Source organism: Pseudomonas shahriarae (assembly GCF_014268455.2).
GTDB lineage: Bacteria > Pseudomonadota > Gammaproteobacteria > Pseudomonadales > Pseudomonadaceae > Aquipseudomonas > Aquipseudomonas shahriarae.
Genome location: NZ_CP077085.1, coordinates 3,068,529 through 3,094,446 on the forward strand (window position 1 = coordinate 3,068,529; position 25,918 = coordinate 3,094,446).

Annotated in this window: 20 protein-coding genes; 16 read left to right on the plus strand and 4 right to left on the minus strand. The window is 60.6% G+C overall.

Annotated elements, in window-relative coordinates; all coding sequences use genetic code 11:
• Nucleotides 1–66: 66 nt before the first annotated feature.
• Nucleotides 67–972 (plus strand): LysR family transcriptional regulator, encoded by a 906-nt coding sequence (locus tag HU773_RS13735; RefSeq protein WP_186625740.1) that lies wholly within the window; start codon nt 67–69, stop codon nt 970–972.
• Between the two features lie 313 nt (nt 973–1,285).
• On the opposite strand, the gene HU773_RS13740 is transcribed toward HU773_RS13735, so the two are convergent.
• Nucleotides 1,286–2,200 carry a LysR family transcriptional regulator gene (locus HU773_RS13740; protein WP_057959684.1) on the minus strand — a complete coding sequence of 305 codons (915 nt, stop codon included), beginning with the start codon at nt 2,198–2,200 and terminating at the stop codon, nt 1,286–1,288.
• A 247-nt stretch (nt 2,201–2,447) separates the two neighbouring features.
• Between HU773_RS13740 and HU773_RS13745 the strand changes: the two genes are divergently transcribed.
• The 4 genes from HU773_RS13745 to pgm all read left to right on the plus strand — a co-directional run bounded on the left by HU773_RS13745 (nt 2,448) and on the right by pgm (nt 8,786).
• On the plus strand, nt 2,448–3,470 hold the full coding sequence (locus HU773_RS13745; RefSeq protein ID WP_120733064.1) for a zinc-dependent alcohol dehydrogenase family protein: 1,023 nt from the start codon (nt 2,448–2,450) through the stop codon (nt 3,468–3,470).
• 701 nt (nt 3,471–4,171) lie between these two features.
• Nucleotides 4,172–5,581, plus strand: coding sequence for a hypothetical protein (locus HU773_RS13750; protein WP_169990191.1), 1,410 nt, complete (start codon nt 4,172–4,174; stop codon nt 5,579–5,581).
• Between the two features lie 37 nt (nt 5,582–5,618).
• Nucleotides 5,619–7,025 carry an aminotransferase-like domain-containing protein gene (locus tag HU773_RS13755; protein WP_186625764.1) on the plus strand — a complete coding sequence of 469 codons (1,407 nt, stop codon included), beginning with the start codon at nt 5,619–5,621 and terminating at the stop codon, nt 7,023–7,025.
• 114 nt (nt 7,026–7,139) lie between these two features.
• Nucleotides 7,140–8,786 (plus strand): phosphoglucomutase (alpha-D-glucose-1,6-bisphosphate-dependent), encoded by a 1,647-nt coding sequence (gene pgm / locus HU773_RS13760; protein ID WP_186625742.1) that lies wholly within the window; start codon nt 7,140–7,142, stop codon nt 8,784–8,786.
• Between the two features lie 130 nt (nt 8,787–8,916).
• Here pgm and HU773_RS13765 read toward each other — a convergent pair whose 3' ends face one another.
• A complete protein-coding gene (locus HU773_RS13765; protein ID WP_057959680.1) occupies nt 8,917–9,612 on the minus strand; it encodes a pirin family protein in 696 nt (231 codons plus the stop codon).
• Between the two features lie 227 nt (nt 9,613–9,839).
• Here HU773_RS13765 and HU773_RS13770 point away from each other — a divergent pair, with 227 nt between their 5' ends.
• Complete coding sequence (locus HU773_RS13770) at nt 9,840–12,305, plus strand: UvrD-helicase domain-containing protein (protein WP_186625744.1); 2,466 nt, start codon at nt 9,840–9,842, stop codon at nt 12,303–12,305.
• 47 nt (nt 12,306–12,352) lie between these two features.
• Here the strand turns inward: HU773_RS13770 and HU773_RS13775 are convergent, their stop codons facing one another.
• Nucleotides 12,353–12,625: a DUF1652 domain-containing protein gene (locus HU773_RS13775; protein ID WP_057438448.1), complete on the minus strand. Its 273-nt coding sequence runs from the start codon at nt 12,623–12,625 to the stop codon at nt 12,353–12,355.
• A 257-nt stretch (nt 12,626–12,882) separates the two neighbouring features.
• Between HU773_RS13775 and HU773_RS13780 the strand changes: the two genes are divergently transcribed.
• Genes HU773_RS13780 through HU773_RS13795 form a run of 4 tightly spaced genes read left to right on the plus strand, consistent with a single transcriptional unit; the run spans nt 12,883 to nt 16,671 of the window.
• A complete protein-coding gene (locus tag HU773_RS13780; RefSeq protein ID WP_186625746.1) occupies nt 12,883–13,707 on the plus strand; it encodes a helix-turn-helix domain-containing protein in 825 nt (274 codons plus the stop codon).
• A gap of 48 nt (nt 13,708–13,755) precedes the next feature.
• On the plus strand, nt 13,756–15,162 hold the full coding sequence (locus HU773_RS13785; protein ID WP_169990194.1) for an NAD(P)/FAD-dependent oxidoreductase: 1,407 nt from the start codon (nt 13,756–13,758) through the stop codon (nt 15,160–15,162).
• A 27-nt stretch (nt 15,163–15,189) separates the two neighbouring features.
• Nucleotides 15,190–15,531, plus strand: coding sequence for a cupin domain-containing protein (locus HU773_RS13790; RefSeq protein WP_057438450.1), 342 nt, complete (start codon nt 15,190–15,192; stop codon nt 15,529–15,531).
• A gap of 60 nt (nt 15,532–15,591) precedes the next feature.
• Nucleotides 15,592–16,671, plus strand: coding sequence for a polyamine ABC transporter substrate-binding protein (locus tag HU773_RS13795; protein ID WP_186625748.1), 1,080 nt, complete (start codon nt 15,592–15,594; stop codon nt 16,669–16,671).
• A gap of 200 nt (nt 16,672–16,871) precedes the next feature.
• Here the strand turns inward: HU773_RS13795 and HU773_RS13800 are convergent, their stop codons facing one another.
• Nucleotides 16,872–17,666, minus strand: coding sequence for a helix-turn-helix transcriptional regulator (locus HU773_RS13800; protein WP_186625750.1), 795 nt, complete (start codon nt 17,664–17,666; stop codon nt 16,872–16,874).
• Nucleotides 17,667–17,878: 212 nt separating this feature from the next.
• Here HU773_RS13800 and HU773_RS13805 point away from each other — a divergent pair, with 212 nt between their 5' ends.
• The 6 genes from HU773_RS13805 (at nt 17,879) to HU773_RS13830 (ending at nt 25,916) form a co-directional block, all read left to right on the plus strand.
• A complete protein-coding gene (locus HU773_RS13805; RefSeq protein WP_057444785.1) occupies nt 17,879–19,243 on the plus strand; it encodes an APC family permease in 1,365 nt (454 codons plus the stop codon).
• A gap of 9 nt (nt 19,244–19,252) precedes the next feature.
• Entirely contained in the window at nt 19,253–20,350 is a 1,098-nt protein-coding gene (locus tag HU773_RS13810; protein WP_057438453.1) for a DmpA family aminopeptidase, read from the plus strand.
• Nucleotides 20,351–20,778: 428 nt separating this feature from the next.
• The gene (locus HU773_RS13815; RefSeq protein ID WP_057438454.1) at nt 20,779–22,227 is read left to right on the plus strand and encodes a serralysin family metalloprotease; all 1,449 of its coding nucleotides are present in this window, start codon (nt 20,779–20,781) and stop codon (nt 22,225–22,227) included.
• 72 nt (nt 22,228–22,299) lie between these two features.
• Nucleotides 22,300–22,668 (plus strand): AprI/Inh family metalloprotease inhibitor, encoded by a 369-nt coding sequence (locus HU773_RS13820; protein WP_081044256.1) that lies wholly within the window; start codon nt 22,300–22,302, stop codon nt 22,666–22,668.
• 177 nt (nt 22,669–22,845) lie between these two features.
• Nucleotides 22,846–24,597 carry a type I secretion system permease/ATPase gene (locus tag HU773_RS13825; protein WP_057959672.1) on the plus strand — a complete coding sequence of 584 codons (1,752 nt, stop codon included), beginning with the start codon at nt 22,846–22,848 and terminating at the stop codon, nt 24,595–24,597.
• On the plus strand, nt 24,594–25,916 hold the full coding sequence (locus HU773_RS13830) for an HlyD family type I secretion periplasmic adaptor subunit (RefSeq protein ID WP_186625752.1): 1,323 nt from the start codon (nt 24,594–24,596) through the stop codon (nt 25,914–25,916). Before HU773_RS13825 ends, HU773_RS13830 begins: the two co-directional genes overlap by 4 nt.
• Nucleotides 25,917–25,918: the final 2 nt, after the last annotated feature.

Here is a 25,918-nt window from a genome sequence, read left to right on the forward strand (position 1 = left end):
TTAAATGTGCATTACTGATGTGTTAATACCATGAAGGTTACTTGACTCTGTGAAAGCGGCTCACAAATGAAATCTCCATCTCCCGCCGATTTATCGATCTTTTTGAGCATCGCTCAGCATCTAAACCTGAGTAGAGCGGCGATAGATCTTGGCCTTACCCCCTCAGCATTGAGCCATTCGCTGCGAGTACTGGAGAGTCGTCTCGGCGTGCGCTTATTCAATCGGACGACTCGTAGCGTCGCCCTTACGGAGGCGGGGGAGCGGCTGTACATTCGTTTGCGGCCTGCGTTTCGAGATATCGATGATGCCCTTGAAGATCTCAATAGCTTTCGTGACAAGCCTTCTGGCAGTTTGCGCATCACCGCAGGACGCCAAGCTTGCGAATTGGTGCTGCTCCCAATTGTTAGCCCGTTTCTCCAGCAGTACCCGGATATCAGAGTAGAGATTGTCGAAAGTGATGCGTTTGTAGACGTAGTAGCTGGAGGGTTTGACGCTGGGGTGCGCTTCGGTAATCGTCTAGAAGCAGACATGGTTTCTCTGGCTATTGGGCCCAACATGCGGTCAATTGTTGTGGGGTCACCTTCGCTTTTCGAACGCCATGCTGCGCCGCAAAAACCCGAGGATTTGCATCGGCTCCCCTGTATTCGCCATCGATTTCCCAGTGGCTCGATTTATCGCTGGGAATTCGAGCGGGGGGGAATCGCCCAAGAAATCGAAGTTAACGGTCCACTCACTCTGGGTGACGTCAGCCTTATGCTCGGACCAGCCATAGATGGGCTGGGGTTGGCTTATGTCTTTGAAGGCATGGTGACTGAGTATTTAGCAGATGGGAGACTGAAACAGGTCTTAGCCGATTGGTGCCCATACTATCCAGGGTTGCACTTGTACTACCCTGGCCGGCGACATACTCCCGCTCCGCTAAAGGCATTTATTGAATTCACTCGCTCTACCCGCCAGATCAAAAATTTATAGCGTTATTATTTTTTCCAACGACCTCTGTAGTTGGCGTTCCTGGACGGAATTGTCAGGATTTCAGAGGCGCCAGAAGATCGCTTCAAGTCTACAAATTGAGGTGATCGGATAGCGCTCGACGGCGGTTTGGGAGCGGCAGCGTATGACTTTTCCGAGAAGTGGCTGTTGGACTTCAGCCTGGGGCATCCTTTTCAAACCATCCAAAGCATGCCCTCAGATTTGCCCCCAATGTAGCAATCCACTGGAAGTGAATGGATCTCCATGGCCTATGAAAAGCCAGAAATGATCAGCTAAACAGCCTGCCCGACAACGCCTAAAGACTCTCAGGGTCGCCGAAGAACATCTGTATCCGCGACCGCAACCAGCGCTCCCCCGGATCATTGTCCTGTGAACCACGCCACGCCATATGCAATTCAAAACTGCGCACCGGCAACGGCGGGTCTTCAGCCCGCAGGCCGCCTGCGGCGGTCAGGGCTTCGGCGGTGTAGTCGGGCACGGTTGCGAGGATGTCGGTGCCCGCCAGCAGGGTGCCCAGGCCGTTGAATTGCGGGACGGCCAGCACCACATGGCGCTTGCGATCGAGCTTTTCCAACTCTTCATCAATAAACCCGCTGAGGTCGCCGGCAAACGAGACCAGGGCGTGGGGGCGGGCGCAGAAATCGTCCAGGCTCAGGGAGCCGGGCACGCTGTCGGCGCGCAGCAGTTTGGGCAGGCTGCGGCGCAGCAGCTTGCGTTTGGCGTTGGCCGGCAGGTCGGCGGTGTAGCTGACGCCGATGGAGATTTCCCCGGAAGCCAGCAGGCCCGGCATCAGGATGTAATTGACGCGGCGGATCACCAGCACGATGCCCGGTGCTTCGGCGCGCAGGCGCTTGAGCAGGGGTGGCAGCAAGGCGAACTCGACATCGTCCGACAGGCCGATGCGAAACACTGCGGTGCTGGTGGCCGGATCGAATTCGGCGGCGCGGCTGACGGCGGTGGAAATCGAATCCAGGGCCGGCGAGAGCAGGGCGAAAATCTCCACCGCCCGGGCCGAGGGTTCCATGCTGCGCCCGGTGCGCACGAACAGCGGATCATCGAACAACCCGCGCAGGCGCGACAAGGCGGCGCTGATGGCCGGCTGGCCGAGGAACAACTTCTCGGCAGCGCGGGTCACACTGCGCTCATGCATCAAGGTTTCGAATACGATCAACAGGTTCAGGTCGACACGACGCAGGTCGTTACGGTTCATCTTGTGTCCTGGCAGATTCAGCGAACTTGACGTGAGCGGCCACATGATAACAATGGCCGGCATGAATCTTACGGGGAAAGGCTGGTACTCTGCACCGGCTAATTCAGATTTCCTACGCTGCCTGGGGTATTTTCCGAGGTGGCGGAATCAATGACAGACATGACGACTATTAATGGCGACTGGTGGCCTTGCCCCGAAAGCCCAGATAAAGTTCATGGCATTAGAGGTTACTTTGGCGAGGTTTGCGATGTCCCGCACGATCCGTTTTCACAAGTTTGGTCCGGCCGAGGTGCTCAAGTGCGAAGAGCATGAAGCCACGTTGCCCGCACCGGGCGAAGTGCAGGTGCGTGTCGAAGCGATTGGCATCAGCTGGTACGACATTCTCTGGCGGCAGAACCTGGCGTCTTCCCATGCGCGCTTGCCGTCGGGCCTTGGCCATGAAATGGCCGGTGTGGTGGTGGCGGTGGGCGAGGGCGTTGAAGACCTGGCCATTGGCGACAAGGTTGCCAGTTTTCCGGCCGAAAGCCCGAATGACTATCCAGTGTATGGCGAACTGATTGTCCTGCCCCGTTCAGCCCTGACCCGTTACCCGGATGTCTTGAGCCCGGTGCAGGCCAGCGTGCATTACACACCGTTGTTGATTGCCTACTTTGCCTATGTCGACCTGGCGCGGGTCAAGCCCGGGCAATTCGCCCTGGTCACGGATGCCAGCCATTGTGCCGGGCCTTCGTTCGTACAATTGGGCAAGGCCCTGGGGGCGCGGGTGATTGCCGCCACCAAGTCGCCGGACGAGCGTGAATACCTGCTGTCCCTGGGCGCGGAAAAGGTCATCGTCACTGAAGAGCAGGACTTGCTGATGCAAATCAACAAGTTCACCGAGGGACGCGGCGTGGATGTGGTGTTTGACGGCCTCGGTGGCCCCCAGATGTCGCTGTTGGGCGATGTGCTCGCACCCCGTGGCAGCCTGGTGTTGTATGGCTTGCAAGGTGGTAACCAGACCCCGTTCCCGGCCTGTGCCGCGTTCCAGAAAAACATCCAGTTCTTTGTGCACTGCATCGGCAACTTCACTGGCAAGCCGGAGTTGGGCATTGCCCAGGACCAGGCCGCATTGCAACGGGCCCTGCGCGAGATCAACCAGTTGACCGCCGACGGCATGCTGGTGCCGCTCAAGACCCGAGTGTTTGCGTTCAGCCAGTTCGTCGAAGCCCATCGCTATATGGACGAATGCCCATGTCGCGAGCGGGTGGCGTTGCAGGTTGAAGCCGTTTGATCTGTGGGAATGTTCGTAAACGGACATTTCGCCGGTGTTTGCCATGGGGCAAATACGCCATTTAGAAGGACAGGATCTCCGCGCCTGCTGAATCTGCCGCCGGGATTCTTCCCCTGCAAAACCTGCCTTTAATGCCGCCGCTGCCCTGAATCCCAGAGCAGCGGCGTTTTACATGGGCACTGCGGTAAACACCGGCTCGCCAAACTGCACTGGTTTTCGCGCCGAGTCTGTATCTTTTAATCATCAAACAAGCGCTGATAATTGCCCAGTCACTTTCATCTCAAGGACTGAGCAATGATTGCAGAAATCAAATCCAAACAGCGGTTCGCTGTAACTAACAAGTCGTCTTGTATACCGGCTCAAGGACGTTGGCCTGTAGAGAGAGGCTTAAAGTGCGCGCGAACTGAATCCCGACCTTGCCCTGCACTGCATATGTCAGATCATTCTTTAATGTTTGAGTTAAAGACTAGTAGGAAGTTGTAAGACCGTTCCTAAGGCGGTCATTGGGCCGCTGTAGGGGCTTTCTTCAGCAGGTGGTCGCATCTTCGTCGGGATGTTCCAACTGGCGTTTTGTTGTGCGGTGCTAACATTTAGCTATCAGCTTTAATCGCAACAGACGTCAACTCTAAGCAAACAGCAGGTCGGACAGGCACGCGCAACTGCTTGCTCGGAACTGACAGTTAACCTCAGGTAGTAAAGCTATGAGCGCTATTCACGAACAAGCCATGAATTATGTTTACCAGCAGGTATTGCAACGGTTGCAGGGCTACTTCTCGCGAGCGGAGCGCACCGCACTTCAGTTATTGATTCAGCGGTTGATTGTAGCGGCAGGTGGCATCGAGCAGATCGGCGACTACAAAGTACTGGTCACCCACGGGGGCGGCAAAGGCAGCAGTTACGCACTGGCCTTCTTGCGCGCCGCCCAATTGACCATCGCCGGCCGGGCGCCGAGGAGTTTTCAATTGCGAGTCGCAACCCTGCGCCATACCGGGATGACGCAAGCGGCGCTGGACAGCATTCATCGGGGCTACAGCGCGTTGTTTTTCCACGACGACCCCAGGGTCGAGCTGCTGATGGTGGAAAACCAGGAGGTTCTGCCCTTCAACCACCTGCGCCCCGCTTCAGCAGCGGGCCAGGATATCGGCCGGCGCAACATGTTGATGATCGGGCATAAGCGTTCAGGGGATATCCGCGCCAGCGTGTGCAACGACAGATACTTGTCCCTGGGGGATTTCTATCGCCGTATCACGGCATGGGACGGTGGGGTGCACGCCCTGGTCAGCAGTGATTCGCCGCGCCAGCAGAACCAATACCTGGCGTGGCTGTTCAGGACCACCCGCGCTGCTGGCATGAAAGGCCACGCCGGCCAGCCACTGGCGCTCAATGCCCTGTTTTGCCGGATGGATGATTGCAGCGCCGGCTATTACCGCGATGTCTATGGCGAACATTACGCGTCGGAGGATAACGCTTCCAAAGAGGTGCATCGTCACCTGACCTATATCGGCGTGGCCGATCTGTTACGCGCGGCCGGGCAGGATTTCACGGCACTGCTTAACGATTTTATGGGTTACAAACAGGATGAATTCGCCTTTCAGTTCAGCACCCCGGCCTACGCCAACCCCTTGCTGATGGCGCATATGCATGGCCTGCAGGCCGAAGTGCTGCTGGGCCTTGATTATCGAGAGGGCGTCACGCGCTTTATCGAACACGCCAGCGGCTTTATGCGCCGTAAAAAAATCCCCGAATTGCTGATTGCCCAAGCCGGCACCAAGGATGGGCGCATGCTGGCGGCGACCTACGCCCGCGAGTTCTTTGGCCTGGAGGAGAGCCAACTGGTGTGCCTGTTGTTTTCACCGTTTATCCAGCAAGGACAGCGGCTGGAAGCCTTCTTGCGTCGCTGTCACCCGGGCATGCTGGTGGTGCTGCCCGAACTGCACAAAGCTCTCGAGGGCAAGGCGTCGGCAGAGCTGATCCAGCATTGGATGGTCGATACCAGCGGTTTGCCCCTGGCGCTTTTGCAGCATTTGTACGGCACCCATGTCGCGGCCAATGCGGCCTGTATCAATGTCGAGGAGCCGGCCACAGGACCGTGCGGCGTAACAGGGTACTGAGGGTGGTTGCGCGACGGCAGCCGTTGCTCGGGCAGGAATCCTCATGAGGGACGATAAACAGGCAGACTTCGCCTATCAGGCGGTGTATCGCTACATGATCAACCTAATCAATGAAGTGGGCACCGAGGGCCGGGTCAAGCTGCCGTCCTTGCGACACCTGGCAGAGCGGTTGAATGTGTCGATTTCCACCATTCAGTACGCCTACTCGCTCCTGGAAAAGGAGGGCAGGGTGTACTCGGTAGCCAAGTCCGGCTACTACGCCTTGCCCATTGCCGGTAGCACTGCGTGCTGTACCACGGGGGATTTGCTGGAGCGCTTGTATGTAGGGGCACGCAGGCCGGGGATGTTGGTACTCAGTGCCGATGAGCCGGCACAGCTGTTGTCCCTGGACGCGCCGCTGCTGCAACTGGAGCGTGAACTGGTGCGCCAGTATCCGCGCCAGTTGCAACCCTATTCCCAGCCGTGTGGTATCTGGGAACTGCGTGCGGCACTGGCGGCGCGCTATACCCGTTCGCCCACACGTTGCTGGCAGGCGGATGACGTGTACATCGGCGCGGACCTGCGAGGTGTCCTGGCCATTCTGATCGAAGTGCTGGCGCTCAAAGGGGCGACGGTGTTGGTGGAGTCGCCATGTGACTGGCTTATCCTGCGCCTGTTGCAAGATGCCGGAGTGCGTGTGATCGAGTGGCCATGCAACGAGCAGGGCAGGCTCGATCCTGGGTATCTGGAGCAGCAACTGCGGACCGAGGGGGTGCAACTGGCGCTGCTGTCCTCGACCCCAGGCCTTGCCACGGGCAACGTCTTGAGTGTGGCGGATCAGGCGCAGGTGGCCAGGTTACTGGAGCAATATGACTGTTGGCTGCTGGAAAACGACACCCATGGCGGGCTGGCGTTTGAGGCGTGCACCCGCTACCTGCGGGACCTGGTGAACCCCGAGCGGCTGATGGTGTTTTCCAGTTTCGAGAAAGCCATGGGCCCGGAGGCGCCCTATGGTTATCTACTCTCGCGGCACCTGAGCACGCCCTTGCAGCGTCAGTTCCTGTTGCGTGCGTTTCGTTTATCGTCCATTCGCCAGCGTGCGATTGCCCGGCTTTACCACAGTGGCCGCTTTGACCAGCACCTGGATGATTTGCGCATAGTGCTCAAGGAACACGCTGCAGCGATGCAGGCACGCCTGGCCCAGCATCTGGGCGAGCGCGTGACGTACCGGACGCCGCAGGCTGGCGCCACCTTCTGGTTGCGTTCGACCGAGGCCGTGGATATGCGCCGGGTGTTCCAGAACATGCTGGCGCGCCAGGTGGTGATCGCCCCGGGCGAGTTGTTCAGCGTGACTGGCCTGTACCAGCAGCACTTTCGCTTGAGCCATGTGGTCAGCACTCATCACAGCCTGGACCTGGTGCTGGAGGAGTTGGCCCAGGCCCTCAGGCAGGGGCAGCACGGATGAATTGGTTTTGTGGGAAATATCACTGATTGTTGTGGGATAGATACCGTCGCGTGGCGGTCGAACACCCAGTAAACTGCATTCCTTTTCCGAATCCTTCTTTTCAGAGGTTTTTGCATGACTCTCAGTCCTTTTGCGGGCAAACCGGCGCCAGCTCAATTGCTGGTGGACATCCCGCGACTGGTGACGGCCTATTACACCGGCCAGCCCGATGCAGCGATCTCCACTCAGCGCGTGGCTTTCGGTACGTCCGGGCACCGTGGCAGTTCTTTTGACTTGAGCTTCAACGAATGGCACGTACTGGCCATCAGCCAGGCCATTTGCCTGTACCGCGAGGCGCAAGGCATCAATGGCCCGCTGTTTGTCGGCCTCGACACCCACGCGCTGTCCACGCCGGCCGGCGCCAGCGCCCTGGAAGTGCTGGCCGCCAACGGTGTGCATGTGATGCTTGCCGAAGGCGATGAATACACGCCGACCCCGGCGATTTCCCACGCCATCCTCTGCTACAACCGTGGCCGCACCAGCGGGCTGGCCGACGGCATTGTCATCACGCCCTCCCATAACCCGCCCCAGAGCGGCGGCTACAAGTACAACCCGCCCAACGGCGGCCCGGCCGATACCCACGTCACCAAATGGATCGAGGCCAAGGCCAACGAACTGCTGGCGGCCAAGCTGGCCGGGGTCAAGCGCATCACCCACGCGCAGGCGCTGAAAGCCGACACCACCCATCGCCATGACTACCTCAACACCTATGTGGCCGATCTGGTGAATGTCATCGACATGGACGCCATCCGCAGCGCCGATCTGCGCCTGGGCGTGGACCCGCTGGGTGGAGCAGGGGTGCGCTACTGGTCGGCCATCGCCGAGCATTACCGTCTGAACCTGGACGTGGTGAATACCGAAGTCGACCCGACCTTCCGTTTCATGAGCGTGGATTGGGATGGCCAGATCCGCATGGACCCGTCCTCCAGCTACGCGATGCAAGGCCTGATCGGCCTTAAAGAACGCTTCGATGTAGCGTTTGCCTGCGACCCCGACCACGACCGCCACGGCATCGTCACTCCGTCGGGCGGGCTGTTGGCGCCGAACAACTACCTGGCGGTGTCGATCGACTACCTGTTCCAGAACCGTCCCCAATGGCGGGCGGATGCTGCCGTGGGTAAAACCGTGGTCAGCAGCGGTTTGATCGACCGCGTGGCCGCACGCATCGGCCGCCGCCTGTACGAAGTGCCGGTAGGCTTCAAATGGTTTGCTGACGGCCTGTTCGACGGTTCCCTGGGCTTTGGCGGCGAAGAAAGCGCGGGCGCTTCGTTCCTGCGCAAGGACGGCAGCGTGTGGAGTACTGACAAGGACGGTCTGACCCCGGCCTTGCTGGCCGCAGAAATGACCTCGCGCAAAGGCCAGGACCCCAGCCAGATCTACCGTGGCCTGACCGACGCCCTGGGCGAGCCGTTCGCCATTCGGGTGGATGCCAAGGCCACGCCGGCGCAGAAGGCGCTGCTGGGCAAACTGGCACCGGAGCAGGTCACGTCCACGCAATTGGCCGGGGAGAGCATCCAGCAGATCCTCAGCCATGCGCCGGGGAATGACCAGGCGATTGGCGGGCTGAAAGTCATGACCGAAAACGGCTGGTTTGCCGCACGGCCGTCGGGCACCGAGGATATCTACAAGATCTACGCCGAGAGCTTTGTTGGCGAAGATCACCTCAAGCGCCTGGTGGAAGAGGCTCAGGTGTTGGTGGATGGCGCCATCACCCCGAACTGACACACAGTTGTAAAAAATGTGGGAGCGGGCGTGCTCGCGATGGCGGTGGATCAGTCAATACATGTGTGACTGACCCATCGTCATCGCGGGCAAGCCCGCTCCCACATTGGTTTTTGAGTCTGGCTCGAGATCAGGCCAGGTCCACCAGCACCACTTCGCTGTCTTCGACCGCCGTCACCCGCAACACCCGCTCATCCTGCACCGCAATGCCGTCACGCGCCTGCGCTCGCAGACCATTGACCTCGATCACCCCGGTCGCCGGCACCAGGTACGCCCGGCGGCCTGCATCCAGGTGATACTCGGCACTTTCCCCAGCCTTCAGATTGGCCGCCACCAGGCGTGCGTCGGCACGGATCCGCAGGCTTTCATGGTCACCGTGCTTGCCGCTGGCCAAGGTCACGAACCCTTCGCGCTCACCCTTGGGAAAAGGTTTGGCGCCCCAGGAAGGGGGCAAGCCCGCTTCATTGGGAATGATCCAGATCTGGAAAATCTTGGTCGCCGTGGCTTCAAGGTTGTATTCGCTATGGGCGATCCCGGTACCGGCGCTCATCACCTGCACGTCGCCCGCCTCGGTACGGCCCTTGTTGCCCAGGTTGTCAGCGTGGCTGATGGCACCTTCACGCACATAGGTGATGATTTCCATGTCCCGGTGCGGATGCTGCGGAAAGCCGGTGCCCGGCGCGATGATGTCGTCGTTCCACACCCGCAGGTTGCCCCAGTGCATACGTTGCGGGTCATGGTACTCGGCGAACGAGAAGTGGTGATGAGCATCCAGCCAACCGTGATTGGCGCCGCCCAGGGAGGTAAAAGGTCGAAGTTCAAGCATGATCGTCTCCTGTTGATGGGCCTATCATCCGCCAGGGCATCATCGACAAAAAGCGTAAAAAATGCCTAATTCTCATCAGATTATTCGATTGTTTTTCCAGTCCCAGAACTAGACCCCAGCTTCAGTTAATCGCCTAACTGCATGAAGCCAAAGCAATTGGCTGGAACTGTCGGGGGATTCCGGCGACCATAGGGGCTCTGTTCGCTCAAGCCCCCGCAGGAGTCCGCGTGCCGCAACACACCCCCGATCTGCCTCCCGAACTGCGCCCCCTGGCGCAAATGCCGCTGTTCAAACGCCTGGCTGCGCGGCTGTTTGGCCACGGGTTGACGCGCCTGCGGGCCCAGCATCGTTTTTCGTGGTTGCACGGTCAGGCCGATGGCTTTCGCAGCGGGCATGAGGCCGGCGTGGAGTATGGCTACCAGGAAGGCCGGCGCGATGGCATCGAAGAGGGGCGTCAGGTTCTGTTGATTCGCGACTTCCGTAGCGATGAGCACCGCGCCCCGGGCGTGGACGACAGCCTGTTCGACGATTGGCGCCTGCCACTGACCCCCGAGTTGAAAAAACGCATCAAAGCCGATGTGGCGCGCCTGCTGCCGGCCCATGCGCAGCCCAGCACGGCGCAGTGGAAGATGATCTTCAGCGATACCCCTTCAACTTCGGTGATTGCCGGGGCCGGGGCTGGCAAATCTACCTCGCTGGTCCTGCGGATCCTGCTGTTGACCCATTACCTGGGCTTTGAGCTGAGCGCCATGACCGTGGTGACCTTCACCCGCGAGTCACGCCAGGACTTTATCCGCAAGCTCATGGAGATTCTCCACCTGTGGGGCCAACCCCTTGCTTTGAAAGAAGCCCAGGCGGTAGTGCGGACCTTTCACTCGCGCATCCTGCCCATGGTTCGCAGCCTTCCGGGCTTTGAGCGGTTGCAGGCCTTCGAAAACCTGCGCAGCGGCCTCTACGATGACGAGGCCGACAGCAACCCCTTCGACCTGCGCATCAACGATGCCCAGCGCCAGCAGCTCAATGCCTGCTACCACGGCCTCTACGGCCGGCATGCACGTTTTCGCGAGTTGATTGCACCGATGGCCCGCCATGCCTTGCAGCTCAAGGAGCTGGAGCGCGACCACCCGGATGTGCAAAAACGCGTGGCCGTCACCGAGTTGGCGGCCAAGCGCGATGAAGAATTGTGCGATGTGATCGAGGATCTGTGGTTCCGGGCCGGCGCATGGCCGATCAAGGGCATCGAGCCGAACCGCCAGCGTGTTGAAATCAATGGTGCGTCGTTCCATTGCCATGGCTACAGCGCCGAGCTGGATGCCTGGGTAGTGCTGGGTTTCGACGCCAGGGAAAACCCACAGATCGCCCGCTCTGGGGCTAAGCTGTCGGTGCGGGCTGAATGGGCGGTCAAGCGCACCCTGTTTCAAGCATTCTGCCGCAAGCCATTGATTTGGCTGGATAATTACGAATCATCCAGGCGCCTGTTGAGCAGCCTGGCGGGGGATGCCAGCTCCGGCCCCGGGTTTGATTACAAGGTCAAGGGTGAGTTGGCTTCAGCGCCATTGCTGGACTGTTTCGTGAGCGCCGCCGGCTTTATCGAGAACCTCGGCCTGGACGTGCCCACGGCGGTGGGCCAGATGAGCTTTGCCAAGGATGACCCGGACCGCGGCTTCTTCGAGGCCCTGAGTATTTTCTGGAAGGCCCTGGAAGATCATCTGCTGGACCAGTCGCCGCCGATCATGACCTACAACCGCATGTTTTCGCTGTTTGGCGAGAACACGCCAGAAAACCTCAAGCTGCTCAGCGACGGGCTGTTGCGCCCGCTGTCGCACTTGATGATCGACGAATTCCAGGATGTCTCGCCACAGATCGTGTCGTGGATCCGCGCCAGCCTGCGCGAGATCCGCAGCCGTGGGCCGGCGCTGCATGTGGGGCGCGCGGCCCAGCATTCTTCGCTGCTCTGTGTCGGTGATGACTGGCAGTCGATCTATGGCTGGCGCGGCAGTTCGCCCAAGTACTTCATGGAGTTCAACAAGGAGTTCCCGTCGCCGACCACCACGCGGGTGATGCTCGGGGAGAACTTCCGCAGTCATCAGCACATCATTGATGCGGCCGAACATATCGTTAAAGCCGCACCGGCAATCAGCGGCAAGAAGGCCAAGGCCAGCGGCGCAGCCAGGGCGCTGGTGCCGGTACAGGTGCTGGATCGTGACGAGGCGGGCCTGGCGCAGCAGTTGCTGGCGCACTATCAACGGGGCGAATCGGTATTGATGCTGTATCGAAAAAGCAGCGATAAGCTATTGATTCAGGAGCATATTCGGTCTGTAGTTAACCTTGATTCTAGCTTGCCGCCGGGCATGCGCCGCTTTAAGCAACTGACCTACCACAGCGCCAAGGGGCTGCAGGCGGATGCCGTGTTTTTGCTTGGCGACTGCCAGCACCTGACCCGTTCGCCTTACAAGAACCAGGTGTACCGCATGGCCGGCCTTGGCAAGGACGGGGATGCCGAGCCTTACGACAATGCGCAAAAAGACGAAGTGCTGCGCCTGGCCTATGTCGGGATTACCCGGGCGGTGAGCCATTGCTATTGGTATGTCGAAGGGCAGGATGGCCAGGTGGGGCATGCGCCCAGGGCGTCGGATCGGGTGGCGGGGGGCAAGGCGTTCTTTGATGATCGCCGCGCCATTAAAGCGCAATAAATCAAATGTGGGAGCTGTCTCGCCGGGCGGGACAGCTCCCACACCCTTCAGGCCTGCAGCAACTTTGGCCGCACAAACGATTCCAGCTCAGCCTCGATCGCTTCGATAATCCGCTCCACATCCGTGGCATTCATCACCGTGGCGCAGGGAATGCCAGCGATGGCAATCAGGGTTTCACCACTCTCTCGGTCAAACAGGCGCGCAATCAGGCTGCCGGGTGCGTCCATGCTGCCTTCAAAACCGACCGGATGAAAATGCCAGCGCATCAACTGACATGCGTTGGGGAACGTCACTTTGTTCATGTGGCCCACCTTGTTCATTGAGCACTTCCTTTAGCTCGCGGCAAGGGTGTCAGAACCATCAATGGTGCTGACTGTGAAGCTTAAAAAATAGCACTCACTTGCAGTGAGCAGCGGAGTTTTTTCTATCCGTTCGGCAGTTGCTTGCAAGAAGTTTGACGTGGGTCATGTCTTACAAATACTTAGGCAAAAGGCCACCACTTAAAACTGTCACGTTGCCATTGAAGCCCTTGGTAAAGTTGTGCAAGCTCCAGGCTTTAGCCGTTTTCGAGCGTTGTATGCCACAGACCGTCCCGGCCGATAGCCCGCAACAGACGCAAGCGACTGCCGAGGTGGTGTTGCGCCATCATCTTTGCTGGAAACACCGGGACCTGGACGGGGTGATGGCGCACTATCACCCGGATATCCAGTACCACGACTTCTTCCAGAACCGCGTGGTGTGCTTCGACCAGTTGCGTGAGTACCTGCAAGCCAGCATGCCCCGCGACCCCGACGAAGGCATTGAACACACCGACCGCATTCGCACCGACGGCGATACCGCCTTTATCCAGTATCGCGTGACCTTGCGTGGCGGCCAGGGCCTGGTGTCGTTTCGCACCAGTGAGGCGATCACCGTGCGTGACGGGCTGATCTGGTGCGTCAACGAATACGCGTCCCTGGTGCACGAGCCCGCCACCAGCCGCTCCCAGTCCCAGGCTACGCGGCCGACCGTCAGCCGCCTGGGCCTGTCGCCCCAGCAACTGAGTTACCTGGCCAACGATCTGCAGCAGTACTTCCAGCGCCAGCAACCCTATCTCGACCCGGAACTGGACCTGCAGCGGGTGGCCAAGGAATGTGGTTACAGCCGCAACCAGATTTCCTACCTGCTCAACCAGGTGCTGGGGCAGAGCTTCTACCGCTACGTCAACCAGGCCCGCCTGCAGCATTTACTGGCGGCGCTGGACGGCGCCACGCCGCCGATCCGTATCGACGAGCTGGCGTTTGCCGCCGGTTTCAATTCCTTGTCGGCGTTTTACAGCTGTTTCCGCCAGCACACTGGCTTGTCGCCCAAGGCCTACGTCAAACAAATTTCCCTGCGTGCACGCGCGCAAGACGACGACTGAAGCCAGGCACTAGGATCACGCCATCGACGTTTGGTGGTGGAGTTCGGCATGCCGGCATGGCGCAAGATCAGTTTATGGATGGACCAGCTGCAAGAGCCGCTGGAGGCGCGTGCGTCCCTCGGGCAGGACCTGGATGTCGATGTGGCCATTATTGGCGCCGGCTACACCGGGTTGTGGACCGCCTATTACCTCAAGCGCCACGCGCCGCAGCTCAAGGTGGTGATCATCGAGGCGCAGACCGCCGGTTTTGGCGCTTCCGGGCGCAACGGTGGCTGGCTGATGGGCAATCTGCTGGGCGAAGATCGCTTGCTGGCAGGGCTGCCCGCCGAGCAGCGCCGGGCCTCGTTTGACCTGCTGCACGGCATCCCCGATGAAGTCGGGCAGGTGTTGCAGCGCGAAGGTATCGACTGCGACTACCGCAAAGGCGGGGCGTTGCACTGCGCCGCCCGTTACCCCGAGCAGGAAGCCAGCCTGCGCGAATACCTGGCCAAGCTGCATGGCCAGGGCCTGACCGACGACGACTATCGCTGGCTCAGCCCCGAACAATTGGCCGGGCAGATCCGCATCGCCTCGGCCTATGGTGCGGTCTACACCCCCCACGTCGCGACGATCCACCCGGCCAAGCTGGTGCGCGGGTTGGCGCGGGTGGTCGAGGCCATGGGCGTGGCGATCTACGAGAACAGCCCGGTCACCCACTGGCAGTCCGGCAGCCTGCGCACCGAGCAGGCCCAGGTCCGCGCCTCGTGGGTGGTGCCGGCGGTGGAGGGCTATGCGCCGACGCTCAAGCCCCTGGGTCGCTATCAACTGCCGGTGCAGAGCCTGATCGTCGCCACCGAACCCCTGCCGGCCAGTACCTGGGAGGAAATCGGCCTGAATCAAGGCCAGGCCTTCGGTGAAAGCAGCCGCCAGGTCACCTACGGCCAGCGCACCGCCGATAACCGCCTGGTGTTCGGGGCGCGCGGTGGCTATCAGTTTGCCGGCAAGCTGCGCCACAACTTCGACCTCACCGACAGCGAAGTGGAACTGCGCCGCTACCTGTTCTGCGAGCTGTTCCCGCAACTCAAGCATGTGCGGGTCACCCACTCCTGGGGCGGCAACCTCGGCATGTCGCGGCGTTTCCGGCCGCACATGCTGTGCGACCAACAGCGCGGCATCGCCTTGTCCGGCGGGTATGGCGGGGAGGGCGTGGGCGCCAGCAACCTGGGTGGCCGGACCCTGGCCGACCTGATCCTGGGGCGCGACACGCCGCTGGTCCAGCAGCCATGGGTGTTGCGCGACGGCGGCCTGAGTGCCCTCCGGGGCTGGGAGCCGGAGCCGTGCCGCTGGTTGGGCTACAACGCCATCATTCGCAGTTTTGTCCATGAGGACCAGACCCTGGCCGACCCGAACACCGCGCCCTGGCGGCGCAAGCTGGCCAGTGGGATTGCCGGTTTCATGGAAGGTTTCATGCACTAAGTCGCTTCAATCACCACAGGTATGACCATGAGCATTACCCAATTCAAAGACACCCTTAACCGCCACTTGCCGGACTCAAACCCGGTCGCCGTGCCCCTGGGCACTCCGGTTGCCGTGGCCTCCACCCTCAGCGTAGAGCGCAACGACGGCGTCGAAACCGGTATCTGGGAATGCACCCCCGGCCGCTGGCGGCGCCAGATCGTGGCCCAGGAGTTCTGTCACTTTATCCAGGGCCGCTGCACCTTCACCCCCGATGACGGCGAAACCCTGCATATCGAAGCCGGCGATGCACTGATGTTGCCGGCCAACAGCACGGGCATCTGGGATATCCAGGAGACCGTGCGCAAGACCTATGTGTTGATCCTCTAATCTTTTGATCCTTGATCGCCTGCCATAAAAACAGCCCTATAACCGCCAGGAAATCGAACCATGAGACCCATTGCCCTGTTGCCCTTGATGTTGGTGGCGTCCCTGACCCAGGCCGCCGAGACGGTGAAAATCTACAACTGGTCGAGCTACATCGCGCCGGACACCACCAAGAACTTCCAGAAGGAAACCGGGATCGGTTTCAGCTACGACGTGTACGACAGCAACGAGACCCTGGACGGCAAGTTGATGACCGGTAACTCGGGCTACGACGTGGTGTTCCCGTCCAACCACTTCATGGCCCGGCAGATCCAGGGCGGGGCCCTGAAAAAGCTCGACAAGAGCCAGTTGCCGAACTGGAAAAACCTCAACCCGGTGCTGCTCAAGGCCCTGCAAACCAACGACCCGGGCAATGAACACGGCTTCCCGTACCTGTGGGGCAGCACCGGCATCGGCTACAACATCGACAAGGTCAAGGCAGTGCTGGGCGACGACGCGCCGGTCAACTCCTGGGACTTGATCTTCAAGCCCGAATACATGGAAAAACTCAGTAAATGCGGGGTGGCGATCCTCGACAACGGCCCGGAACTGCTGCCCATTGCCCTGAATTACCTGGGCTTGCCGCACCACAGCAAGAACCCCGAAGACTATAAAAAGGCCGAGGCGCTGTTGATCAAAGTGCGGCCGTACATTGCCTACTTCCACTCCTCGAAATACACCGGCGACCTGGCCAATGGCGACATCTGCGTGGCAGTGGGTTTTTCGGGTGACGTGCTGCAGGCCGAAAGCCGCGCCAAGGAAGCCAAGAATGGCGTGAAGATCGGCTACAACATCCCCAAGGAAGGCGCCGCGATCTGGTTCGACATGGTCGCCATGCCCGCCGATGCCCCGGATGAGAAGGCCGGCTATGCCTTTATGAACTACCTGCTGCGCCCGGACGTGATGGCCGACATCACCAACTTCGTGCACTACGCCAACGGCAACAGCGCCGCCGACAGCCTGGTAGACCCGTTGATCAAGAGCGACACCAAGGTGTACCCGAGCGAGGAAATGATGGGCAAGCTCTTCGCCCTCGAAGCCATGCCGATGAAGATCGACCGTGTTCGCACGCGGATATGGAACACTATCCGTACCGGGCGCTAAGGCAGCACGCTTAGCCTGGAGGGGGCTGGAGTGTCAGGTTAGATAAATGTGACTGACACACCGCCCGCTCCCACAGGGGGAACTCGGCGAGCAGAGAATTGTGTCCACACCACAAGTCAAATGTGGGAGCTGGCTGGCCTGCGATAGCGGTAGGCCAGTCGACACATCCTTACTTGATCCACCACTCCCGCGTGCCTGCCCTATGGGTTATCCAGGTCATGCCCCAACGACTGGATAAACAACGAAAACAACTCCGGCTGCGACGAGATATCCAGCTTGGCGTACAGGTGCCGGCGATGCACCTTGACCGTGTCCGGCGAGATGCTCAGGCGTTCGGCCATGGCCTTGGATGAGAACCCGCGCAATACCAGGCGGGCGATTTCCAGTTCGCGCTCGGACAACACCCCACTGCCAAAATGGCTCAACGCATCGCGAATCTGGCTGGCCATGGCCTCGCCGGCCGGTGCGCGCCGGGTGCTCTGCTGCCAGTGCTGCTGCATCAGTGGCAGCACCCACGCCGCCAGCAGGGTCAGCAGCCCGGTTTCAGACGCGGTAAACACCCGCTGCATCCCCAGGGACAACGACAAGGTGCCCACCCCCGGCAGTTGCAGGATGAACTGCACCTCATCCTCCAGCACATTGTCGTGAAAGTAATTGAGGAAGTACTCGCTCTGGCGGAAATGGTCCGGCGCCACCTCTTCCAGGCGATACACGCCGCAGGCATAGCCTTCGCGGCAGGCCTGGAAGAACGGGTCGAGCAAGTACAAACCATTGAGGTACACCAGCATCGACGCCGGCTTGCTGGTGGGCTGCGCGTCGTACTCCTCCAGCGCCTGGGGCGGGCCATCCAGCGGGTAGAAGATTGCCAGGGCGTTATCGAACGCCAGGTTCTGGTGCAGCAGCAACACCAGTTGCTTCCAGAAACGCTCGGTGCCAATTTGCGACACCGTCCGACCCAGCCCCGCATGCATGCCGATTTCCCTGAACAGGCTCATGTGATGGGTTCCGATGGCTGAAAGATCGGCCAAGGGTTCGGCTTTTGCACGAGCCCGTCAAGGGGAGTACTCCAATAGGGGAATTGGCGGGTGCCGGCGCAGCGCCTAGATTCCCTGGCATTCAGCGGGAAACATATCCCGCACACGCATTCCCTTTTCGTTCCTGCCTCAACCAGCTTTCCAATAAAAAGAATAACCACGAGGATAACGACATGAGCGCAACCCCCGCACCCGACGGCGTGCTGAAACCTACCTTGAGTGTGTTCGATGTGGTGGCCATTACCGTTTCGGCGGTCACCCCGGCCAGTTCCGTATTTGTTATTGCACCGTTCGCGATCCAGCAAGCGGGCAGCGGGGTGTTCCTGGCATTTGTGATGGCTGGGCTACTGGCGCTGATGTTCGCCTTTTGCTACGCGGAACTGGGGCGTGCCCATAACAGTGCCGGTGGCGAATACGTGTACGCCAAGCGCGTGTTTGGCGGCATGGCCGGCTACGCGACGTTCCTCACGGTGCTGGTGATGCTGCTGTTTATCCCGCCGGTCCTGGCCACCGGCGCCGCGACCTACCTCAATAACGCCCTGGGCACGAAATTCGATTCACAAACCGTGGCCCTGGTGATTGTGGTGTGCAGTTACGCCCTGGGCATTCTCAATATCAAGCTCAACGCCTGGATCACCGGCACTTGCCTGCTGTTGGAAGTGGCGGCGTTGCTGGTGATTGTGTTTATCGGCTTTGGCAATCCGGTGCAGCCGGCCAGTGTGCTGTTCCAACCGCAGATCGTCGAAAACGGCGTGCTGCACCTGGCGCCCTGGGCCCTGGTGATCGGCGCGGTGGGCATCGGCCTGTTCTCGTTCAACGGCTACGGCCCGGCGGTGTTGCTGGCCGAAGACATGAAGTGCGGCGGCAAGGGCGTGCACAAGGCGGTGCTGTGGTCCCTGGGCCTGGTGGTGGTGATCGAGTTGGTGCCAATCACCGCGCTGTTGATCGGCGCGCCCTCCCTGAGCGAGATGATCAGCAGCCCGGACCCCATCGGCTACCTGCTGACCAGCCATGGTAATGAAACCCTGTCACGCCTGGTCAGCGCCGGGATCTTCCTCTCGGTGTTCAACGCCATCGTTGCCATCGTGATCCAGATCGGCCGGGTGGTGTTCAGCAGCGGCCGCGATGCGCTGTGGACGCCGACCATCAATAAACTCTTCACCCGCATCCACCCGCGCTGGGATTCGCCATGGCTGGCCACGCTGTTCCTGGCGATCCCATCGGCACTGCTCAGCTTCAGCTCCAACCTGGCAGACCTGACGTCCTTCAGCGTGTTGTTGATCATGCTGGTGTACCTGATCGTCGCCCTGAGCGCGCTGATGAGCCGCGTGCTGTTGCGCGACCGCGAGCACCCGTACCGCATGCCCCTGTGGCCGGTGCCGGCACTGCTGGCCGTGGCGGGCGCGGGTTATCTGTTATTTACCTTGTTTAGCGCGGCGTCCATGCGCGACATCATGATTATCATCGGCCTGCTGGCCTTGTCGGTGATCCTGTACTGCATCAGCGGCCGGTCGAGTCCGGCGTTTCAGAAACTGTAAGGAGTGGTTATGCGCGCACGTCAATTGGGCATCACGTTGGGGCTGGGTACGCCCGGCGAATTGAATGCGATTACCGACGTCCCCGGGATTCGGGTCGGCCACAGCACGCTCAAGGAGCAGATCGACGGCAAACAGGTGCGCACCGGGGTCACACTGATCCAGCCGCGGGCTGGTGCAGCCCGGCTGCAGCCGTGTTTTGCCGGGTACCACGTGCTCAACGGCAACGGCGACGCCACCGGCCTTGAGTGGATCGGCGAAGCGGGGCTGCTGACCACGCCCCTGGCGATCACCAACACCCACAGTATCGGCATTGTGCGCGACACCCTGATTGCCCTGGAGCGCGACAGCCTGGCGGACCCGGCGGTGTACTGGTGCATGCCGGTGGTGATGGAAACCTACGACGGCCTGCTCAACGATATCTGGGGCCAGCATATCGGCCCCGAGCATGTGCTGCAGGCCATGGCCAACGCAGAATCCGGCCCGGTACAGGAGGGTGCCGTGGGCGGTGGCACCGGGATGATCTGCCATGAATTCAAGGGCGGTATCGGCAGCGCCTCGCGCAAGCTGGCAGCAGAGCAGGGCGGCTGGACTGTCGGCGTGCTGGTACAGGCCAACCACGGCAAGCGCCAGGAGCTGCGGGTGGATGGCTACCCGGTGGGGCGGCACCTGATGGAAATCGCCTCGCCATTTGCCGAGCGTGGTACGCCGGGCATGGGCTCCATCGTGGTGATTATCGCCACCGATGCGCCGCTGCTGCCGCACCAGTGCCAGCGCCTGGCGCAACGCGCCTCCATCGGCATTGCCCGCACCGGCGGTGGCACCGAGGATTCCAGTGGTGATCTGTTCCTCGCGTTTGCCACCGGCAACCACGACCTGCCGCCGGCGGATTACGGGCGCAAGGACCTGCCCCTGAGCACAACGCTGAGCATGGTCAATAACGATCATATTTCGCCCTTGTTCAGCGCCGCGGCCGAGGCGGTGGAAGAGGCGATCATCAACGCGATACTCGCCGGGGAGGACATGACCACCGCCGATGGCGTGCTGGTACCAGGGCTGGAGGGGCAGACGCTGCTGGAGGCCTTGCGCCAAACAGGGTGGCGTGGCTAGTCGTGACCTCGCTATCGCCGGCTTGCCGGTGATAGCGGGCGCAAGCTGTCGATATTTAAACAGTGGCTATTTAATATTTACCAATGACACGGTGGCACTTTAAAAGTGCACCCCACTCAATATATTGGATCCACTTATCACTCTAAAGTGTGACGTGTCTGGCATTTAACTATTTAGCACTATTTAATATTTAAATAGCCCGCTTGCCGCCATCCAGCCCAAAGCAAAGAATATAAACACTTAATTCCCAATGTTTGCAGTCGTTATTCCGTCCACGCACTTTTCCAACAAAAAAAATACTGGACGTGTGATTTCGAATTGTGTCAGTTTCCTTTCGCCTTCATAAGAGGCGAGTGATAGGACGATCTCGCCCGAGAACGTCGCTATCGGACAAAAACTGTTCCACTTGCAAACAAGGAAGTACGTTTATGTCGAAAGTAAAAGACAAAGCTATTGTCTCGGCAGCTCAAGCAAGTAGTGCCTATTCACAAGTCGATAGCTTTAGCCATTTGTATGACCGTGGCGGCAATCTCACGGTCAATGGCAAACCCTCGTTCTCTGTCGACCAGGCAGCCGACCATTTGCTGCGCGAAAACGCGGCATACCGGGACGTTGACGGTAACGGCAGGATCGACTTGACCTACACCTTCCTGACCTCGGCTTCCTCGGCGACCATGAACAAGCATGGTATCTCCGGGTTCAGCCAGTTCAGCAACCTGCAAAAAGGCCAAGCCGTACTGGCCATGCAATCCTGGGCCGATGTGGCCAATGTCACCTTCACCGAGAAAGCCTCGGGCGGCGACTTCCACATGACCTTCGGCAACTACAGCGCAGGCCAGGACGGCGCCGCAGCGTTTGCCTACCTGCCTGGCACCAATGAGAAGTACCACACGAGTGGCACGGATGGCACCTCGTGGTACCTGATCAACAACAGCTACACCGCCAACATCAACCCTGGCCTGAACAACTACGGGCGTCAGACCCTGACCCACGAGATCGGCCATACCCTGGGCCTGGATCACCCTGGCGACTACAACGCCGGGACCGGCAACCCGTCTTACAAAGACGCGGACTACGGCCAGGACACCCGTGGCTACAGCGTCATGAGCTACTGGGGCGAAAACAACACCAACCAGAACTTCACCAAAGGCGGGGTCGAGGCCTATGCGTCCGGCCCGCTGATCGACGATATTGCGGCGATCCAGAAGCTCTACGGTGCCAACTACAACACCCGTGCCGGTGACACCACCTACGGTTTCAACTCCAACACCGGGCGCGATCACCTCAGCGCCACGTCCAACGCCGACAAGCTGGTGTTCTCGGTATGGGACGGTGGCGGCAACGACACCCTGGACTTCTCCGGCTTTACCCAGAACCAGAAAATCAACCTCAACGCGACTTCGTTCTCCGACGTGGGTGGCCTGGTGGGTAACGTGTCGATCGCCCAGGGCGTGACCGTGGAAAACGCCTTTGGTGGCTCGGGCAACGACCTGCTGATCGGCAACGCCGTGGCCAACACCCTCAAGGGTGGCGCCGGCAATGACCTGATCTACGGCGGTGGCGGTGCCGACAAACTTTGGGGCGGCGCGGGTTCGGACACCTTTGTGTTCGGTGCCAGCTCTGACTCCAAGCCGGGTGCGGCGGATCAGATTCTTGATTTCACCTCGGGTTCGGACAAGATCGACCTGACCGGCATCACCAACGGCAGCGGCCTGCATTTCGTCAACGCCTTTACTGGCGCTATCGGTGATGCCGTGCTGACTTATGCCTCGGGTACCAACCTGGGTACCTTGGCGGTGGACTTCTCCGGGCACGGCGTGGCGGATTTCCTCGTCACCACCGTAGGCCAGGCGATGTATAGCGACATCGTGGCTTGATCAAGGCGTAACGAAGGGTGGCGCCCCGGCGCTGCTCTTCCCTTGCAACAGCCCCGTAAACGGGTAATGGTGATGACTAATTTTCGCAACGCAATCGCCTGGTTGATCCTGGCATTGCTCGTGTCGGCAGGAGCCAACGCAATGGCAAGCAGTCTTGTTTTACCCAGCACCACGCAATTGGCGGGGCACTGGCAACTGCGCCAGCAGGAGCAGGTGTGCGAGCTGGATCTGATCGCCGAACCCAACAGCCTGGCCGGTGATATTGAGTGCGCGCAACAGTGGCTGGGGCAAAAACCCCTGACTTGGCTGCCCACCCCGGATGGCATTTGGCTGATGAATACCGAGGGCACCGGTATTACCCATTTGAATCGACAGAAAGAAGGCGAATACACCGCGCGTTCTGCTTCTGGAGTAGAGCTGTTACTGCGACGCACACACTAATTAAGTATTGCGGTTATATGCTTATAACTGCCGGGTATAGAGACATTTGTTGGTCGTGACCTTTATCGACCTGTCACTTCCAACGCATTAAACACTATTGAAATAGTTGCCCGCCCCATTGTTTGGGGTGCTCGGCAGACTATTGCGCGTATTTCAGTCCAGGGAAGATCAGGCAACATGGCGAAGACCACTCCCACTGCACCACTGTTTAAAGCCCTCGGCGATTATAAAAGTATCCTGATCAGCGTCGGTTGCTTTACCGCGCTGATCAATCTGCTGATGCTGGTGCCGTCCATTTACATGCTGCAAGTGTATGACCGGGTACTGTCCTCGCAGAATGAAACCACCCTGGTGATGTTGACCCTGATGGTGGTGGGCTTCTTTGCTTTTATCGGCACCCTGGAAATCGTCCGCAGCTTTATCGTGATCCGTATCGGCAGCCAGTTGGAGCGGCGGTTCAACCTGCAGGTGTACAAGGCCGCCTTCGAACGCAACCTGCAACGGGGTGAGGGGCACGCCGGGCAATCGCTCGGGGATTTGACCCATATCCGCCAGTTCCTCACGGGGCCGGCGTTGTTTGCGTTCTTCGATGCGCCGTGGTTCCCGATCTACTTGCTGGTGATCTTCCTGTTCAACGTGTGGCTGGGCGTGCTGGCCACGGCGGGTGCGGTGCTGTTGATCGGCCTGGCGTGCCTTAACGAATACCTGACCAAAAAGCCGTTGCGCGAAGCCAGCGGCTACTCCCAGCAGTCCACCCAACTGGCCACCAGCCACTTGCACAACGCCGAGACCATCCAGGCCATGGGCATGCTGGGGGCGCTGCGCAGTCGCTGGTTCCAGGTGCATTCACAATTCCTCGGCCTGCAAAACCGGGCCAGCGACACCGGTTCGGTGATCAGTTCCTTGAGCAAATCCCTGCGCCTGCTCCTGCAATCCCTTGTGCTGGGCTTGGGCGCCTTGCTGGTGATCAAGGGTCAGATGACGGCGGGGATGATGATTGCCGGCACCATTCTGATGGGCCGGGTGCTGAGCCCGATTGACCAGTTGATCGCCGTGTGGAAGCAATGGAGTTCGGCCAAGCTGGCCTATCAACGCCTCGATGAGCTGTTGCAGGAGTTCCCGCCTGGGGCGCAGGCCATGGCGTTGCCGGCGCCCCAGGGCCAGGTGAGTTTCGAGCAGGTCAGCGCCGGGCCGCCGGGGCGGCGGGCGGCGACCTTGCATCAGGTCAGCTTCAAGCTGGCGGCCGGTGAAGTGCTGGGGGTGTTGGGCGCCTCCGGCTCCGGCAAGTCGACCCTGGCGCGGGTACTGGTGGGGGTGTGGCCAACCCTGGCCGGCACGGTGCGCCTGGACGGCGCCGATATCCATCGCTGGGACCGCGACGACCTCGGCCCCCATATCGGCTACTTGCCCCAGGACATCGAACTGTTCAGCGGCAGCATCGCCGACAACATTGCACGTTTTCGCCAGGCTGACCCCGAACGGGTGGTGCAGGCCGCCCAGCAAGCCGGGGTGCATGACCTGATCCTGCGCTTGCCCCAGGGCTACGACACGGTGTTGGGCGACGACGGCAGCGGCTTGTCCGGCGGGCAGAAACAGCGGGTGGCCCTGGCCCGCGCGCTGTATGGCGGGCCGCGCCTGATCGTGCTCGACGAACCCAACTCCAACCTCGACACCGTAGGCGAAGCCGCCCTGGCCAGCGCCATCATGCAGATGAAAGCCCAGGGCAGCAGCGTGATCCTGGTGACCCATCGCTCCTCGGCCCTGGCCCAGGCCGACAAATTGCTGGTGCTCAATGAAGGCCGCCTGCAAGCCTTTGGCCCCAGCCAGGAGGTGCTGCGGGCACTGTCCGGCCACACGGAGCCCCCCCGTGAAAAGGCCGGCGTCAGCTTGAACCGTCAATATCCTGCGGCAAGGAATCCAGGCCAATGAGTACCGATAACAGCCTGCCACTCGAGCATACCTTTCCCGAGCGCGATGCGCGCTTTTTCTCCCGCCTGGGCTGGCTGATGACGGTGGTTGGCGCTGGGGGATTCTTCCTCTGGGCCAGCCTTGCGCCGCTGGACCAGGGGATCCCGGTGCAGGGCACGGTGGTGGTGTCCGGCAAGCGCAAGGCCGTGCAAACCCTGAGCCCCGGCGTGGTCAGCCGGATCCTGGTGCGCGAAGGCGAGGCGGTCAAACAGGGCCAGCCGTTGTTTCGCCTCGACCAGACCCAAAGCCAGGCCGATGTGCATTCCCTGCAAGCCCAGTACCGCATGGCCTGGGCCAGCGTCGCCCGTTGGCAGAGCGAGCGCGACAGCTTGCCGGCCGTGACCTTTCCCGCTGAACTGAGTGCCAACCCCGATCCTGCGCTGGCCCTGGTACTTGAAGGCCAGCGCCAACTGTTCAGCAGCCGGCGCGAGGCCTTTGCCCGCGAGCAATCGGGGATCCGCGCCAATATCGAAGGCGCCAGCGCCCAGCTCAACGGCATGCGCCGCGCCCGCACGGACCTCAGCGCCCAGGCGCAATCCCTGCGTGACCAACTGGGCAACCTGCAGCCCTTGGCCGACAACGGCTATATCCCGCGCAACCGCCTGCTGGAGTACCAGCGCCAACTGTCCCAGGTGCAACAGGACCTGGCGCAGAACAGCGGCGAAAGCGGGCGCCTGGAGCAGGGCATCCTCGAATCGCGCCTCAAGTTGCAACAGCACAGCGAGGAGTACCAGAAGGAAGTCCGCAGCCAGTTGGCCGACGCGCAACTGCGCAGCCTGACCCTGGAGCAGCAACTGACCTCCGCCGGCTTTGACCTGCAACACAGTGAAATCAACGCGCCGGCCGATGGCATTGCGGTCAACCTCGGGGTGCACACCATCGGTGCGGTGGTGCGGGCCGGGGAAACCCTGCTGGAAATCGTGCCCCAGGGCACGCGCCTGGAAGTCGAAGGGCGGCTGCCGGTGAACCTGGTGGACAAGGTCGGCACCGATCTGCCGGTGGATATCCTGTTCACCGCTTTCAACCAGAGCCGTACGCCCCGGGTGCCGGGGGAGGTGAGCCTGATCTCCGCCGACCAGTTGCTCGACGAAAAAACCGGTGTGCCGTATTACGTGCTGCGCACCACGGTCAGCGATGACGCCCTGGAAAAACTCCAGGGCCTGGTGATCAAGCCGGGCATGCCCGCCGAGATGTTCGTGCGCACGGGCGAGCGCTCGCTGCTCAACTACCTGTTCAAGCCGCTGCTCGACCGTGCCGGCTCTGCGTTGACCGAGGAATGAGC

Excerpts from the sequence above, each read along its gene's own strand:
- HU773_RS13735 (WP_186625740.1), top strand. The coding sequence starts at position 67 with ATGAAATCTCCATCTCCCGCCGATTTATCGATCTTTTTGAGCATCGCT.
- HU773_RS13740 (WP_057959684.1), bottom strand. The coding sequence starts at position 2,200 with ATGAACCGTAACGACCTGCGTCGTGTCGACCTGAACCTGTTGATCGTA.
- HU773_RS13745 (WP_120733064.1), top strand. The coding sequence starts at position 2,448 with ATGTCCCGCACGATCCGTTTTCACAAGTTTGGTCCGGCCGAGGTGCTC.
- HU773_RS13750 (WP_169990191.1), top strand. The coding sequence starts at position 4,172 with ATGAGCGCTATTCACGAACAAGCCATGAATTATGTTTACCAGCAGGTA.
- pgm (WP_186625742.1), top strand. The coding sequence starts at position 7,140 with ATGACTCTCAGTCCTTTTGCGGGCAAACCGGCGCCAGCTCAATTGCTG.
- HU773_RS13765 (WP_057959680.1), bottom strand. The coding sequence starts at position 9,612 with ATGCTTGAACTTCGACCTTTTACCTCCCTGGGCGGCGCCAATCACGGT.
- HU773_RS13775 (WP_057438448.1), bottom strand. The coding sequence starts at position 12,625 with ATGAACAAGGTGGGCCACATGAACAAAGTGACGTTCCCCAACGCATGT.
- HU773_RS13780 (WP_186625746.1), top strand. The coding sequence starts at position 12,883 with ATGCCACAGACCGTCCCGGCCGATAGCCCGCAACAGACGCAAGCGACT.
- HU773_RS13785 (WP_169990194.1), top strand. The coding sequence starts at position 13,756 with ATGCCGGCATGGCGCAAGATCAGTTTATGGATGGACCAGCTGCAAGAG.
- HU773_RS13790 (WP_057438450.1), top strand. The coding sequence starts at position 15,190 with ATGAGCATTACCCAATTCAAAGACACCCTTAACCGCCACTTGCCGGAC.
- HU773_RS13795 (WP_186625748.1), top strand. The coding sequence starts at position 15,592 with ATGAGACCCATTGCCCTGTTGCCCTTGATGTTGGTGGCGTCCCTGACC.
- HU773_RS13800 (WP_186625750.1), bottom strand. The coding sequence starts at position 17,666 with ATGAGCCTGTTCAGGGAAATCGGCATGCATGCGGGGCTGGGTCGGACG.
- HU773_RS13805 (WP_057444785.1), top strand. The coding sequence starts at position 17,879 with ATGAGCGCAACCCCCGCACCCGACGGCGTGCTGAAACCTACCTTGAGT.
- HU773_RS13810 (WP_057438453.1), top strand. The coding sequence starts at position 19,253 with ATGCGCGCACGTCAATTGGGCATCACGTTGGGGCTGGGTACGCCCGGC.
- HU773_RS13815 (WP_057438454.1), top strand. The coding sequence starts at position 20,779 with ATGTCGAAAGTAAAAGACAAAGCTATTGTCTCGGCAGCTCAAGCAAGT.
- HU773_RS13820 (WP_081044256.1), top strand. The coding sequence starts at position 22,300 with ATGACTAATTTTCGCAACGCAATCGCCTGGTTGATCCTGGCATTGCTC.
- HU773_RS13825 (WP_057959672.1), top strand. The coding sequence starts at position 22,846 with ATGGCGAAGACCACTCCCACTGCACCACTGTTTAAAGCCCTCGGCGAT.
- HU773_RS13830 (WP_186625752.1), top strand. The coding sequence starts at position 24,594 with ATGAGTACCGATAACAGCCTGCCACTCGAGCATACCTTTCCCGAGCGC.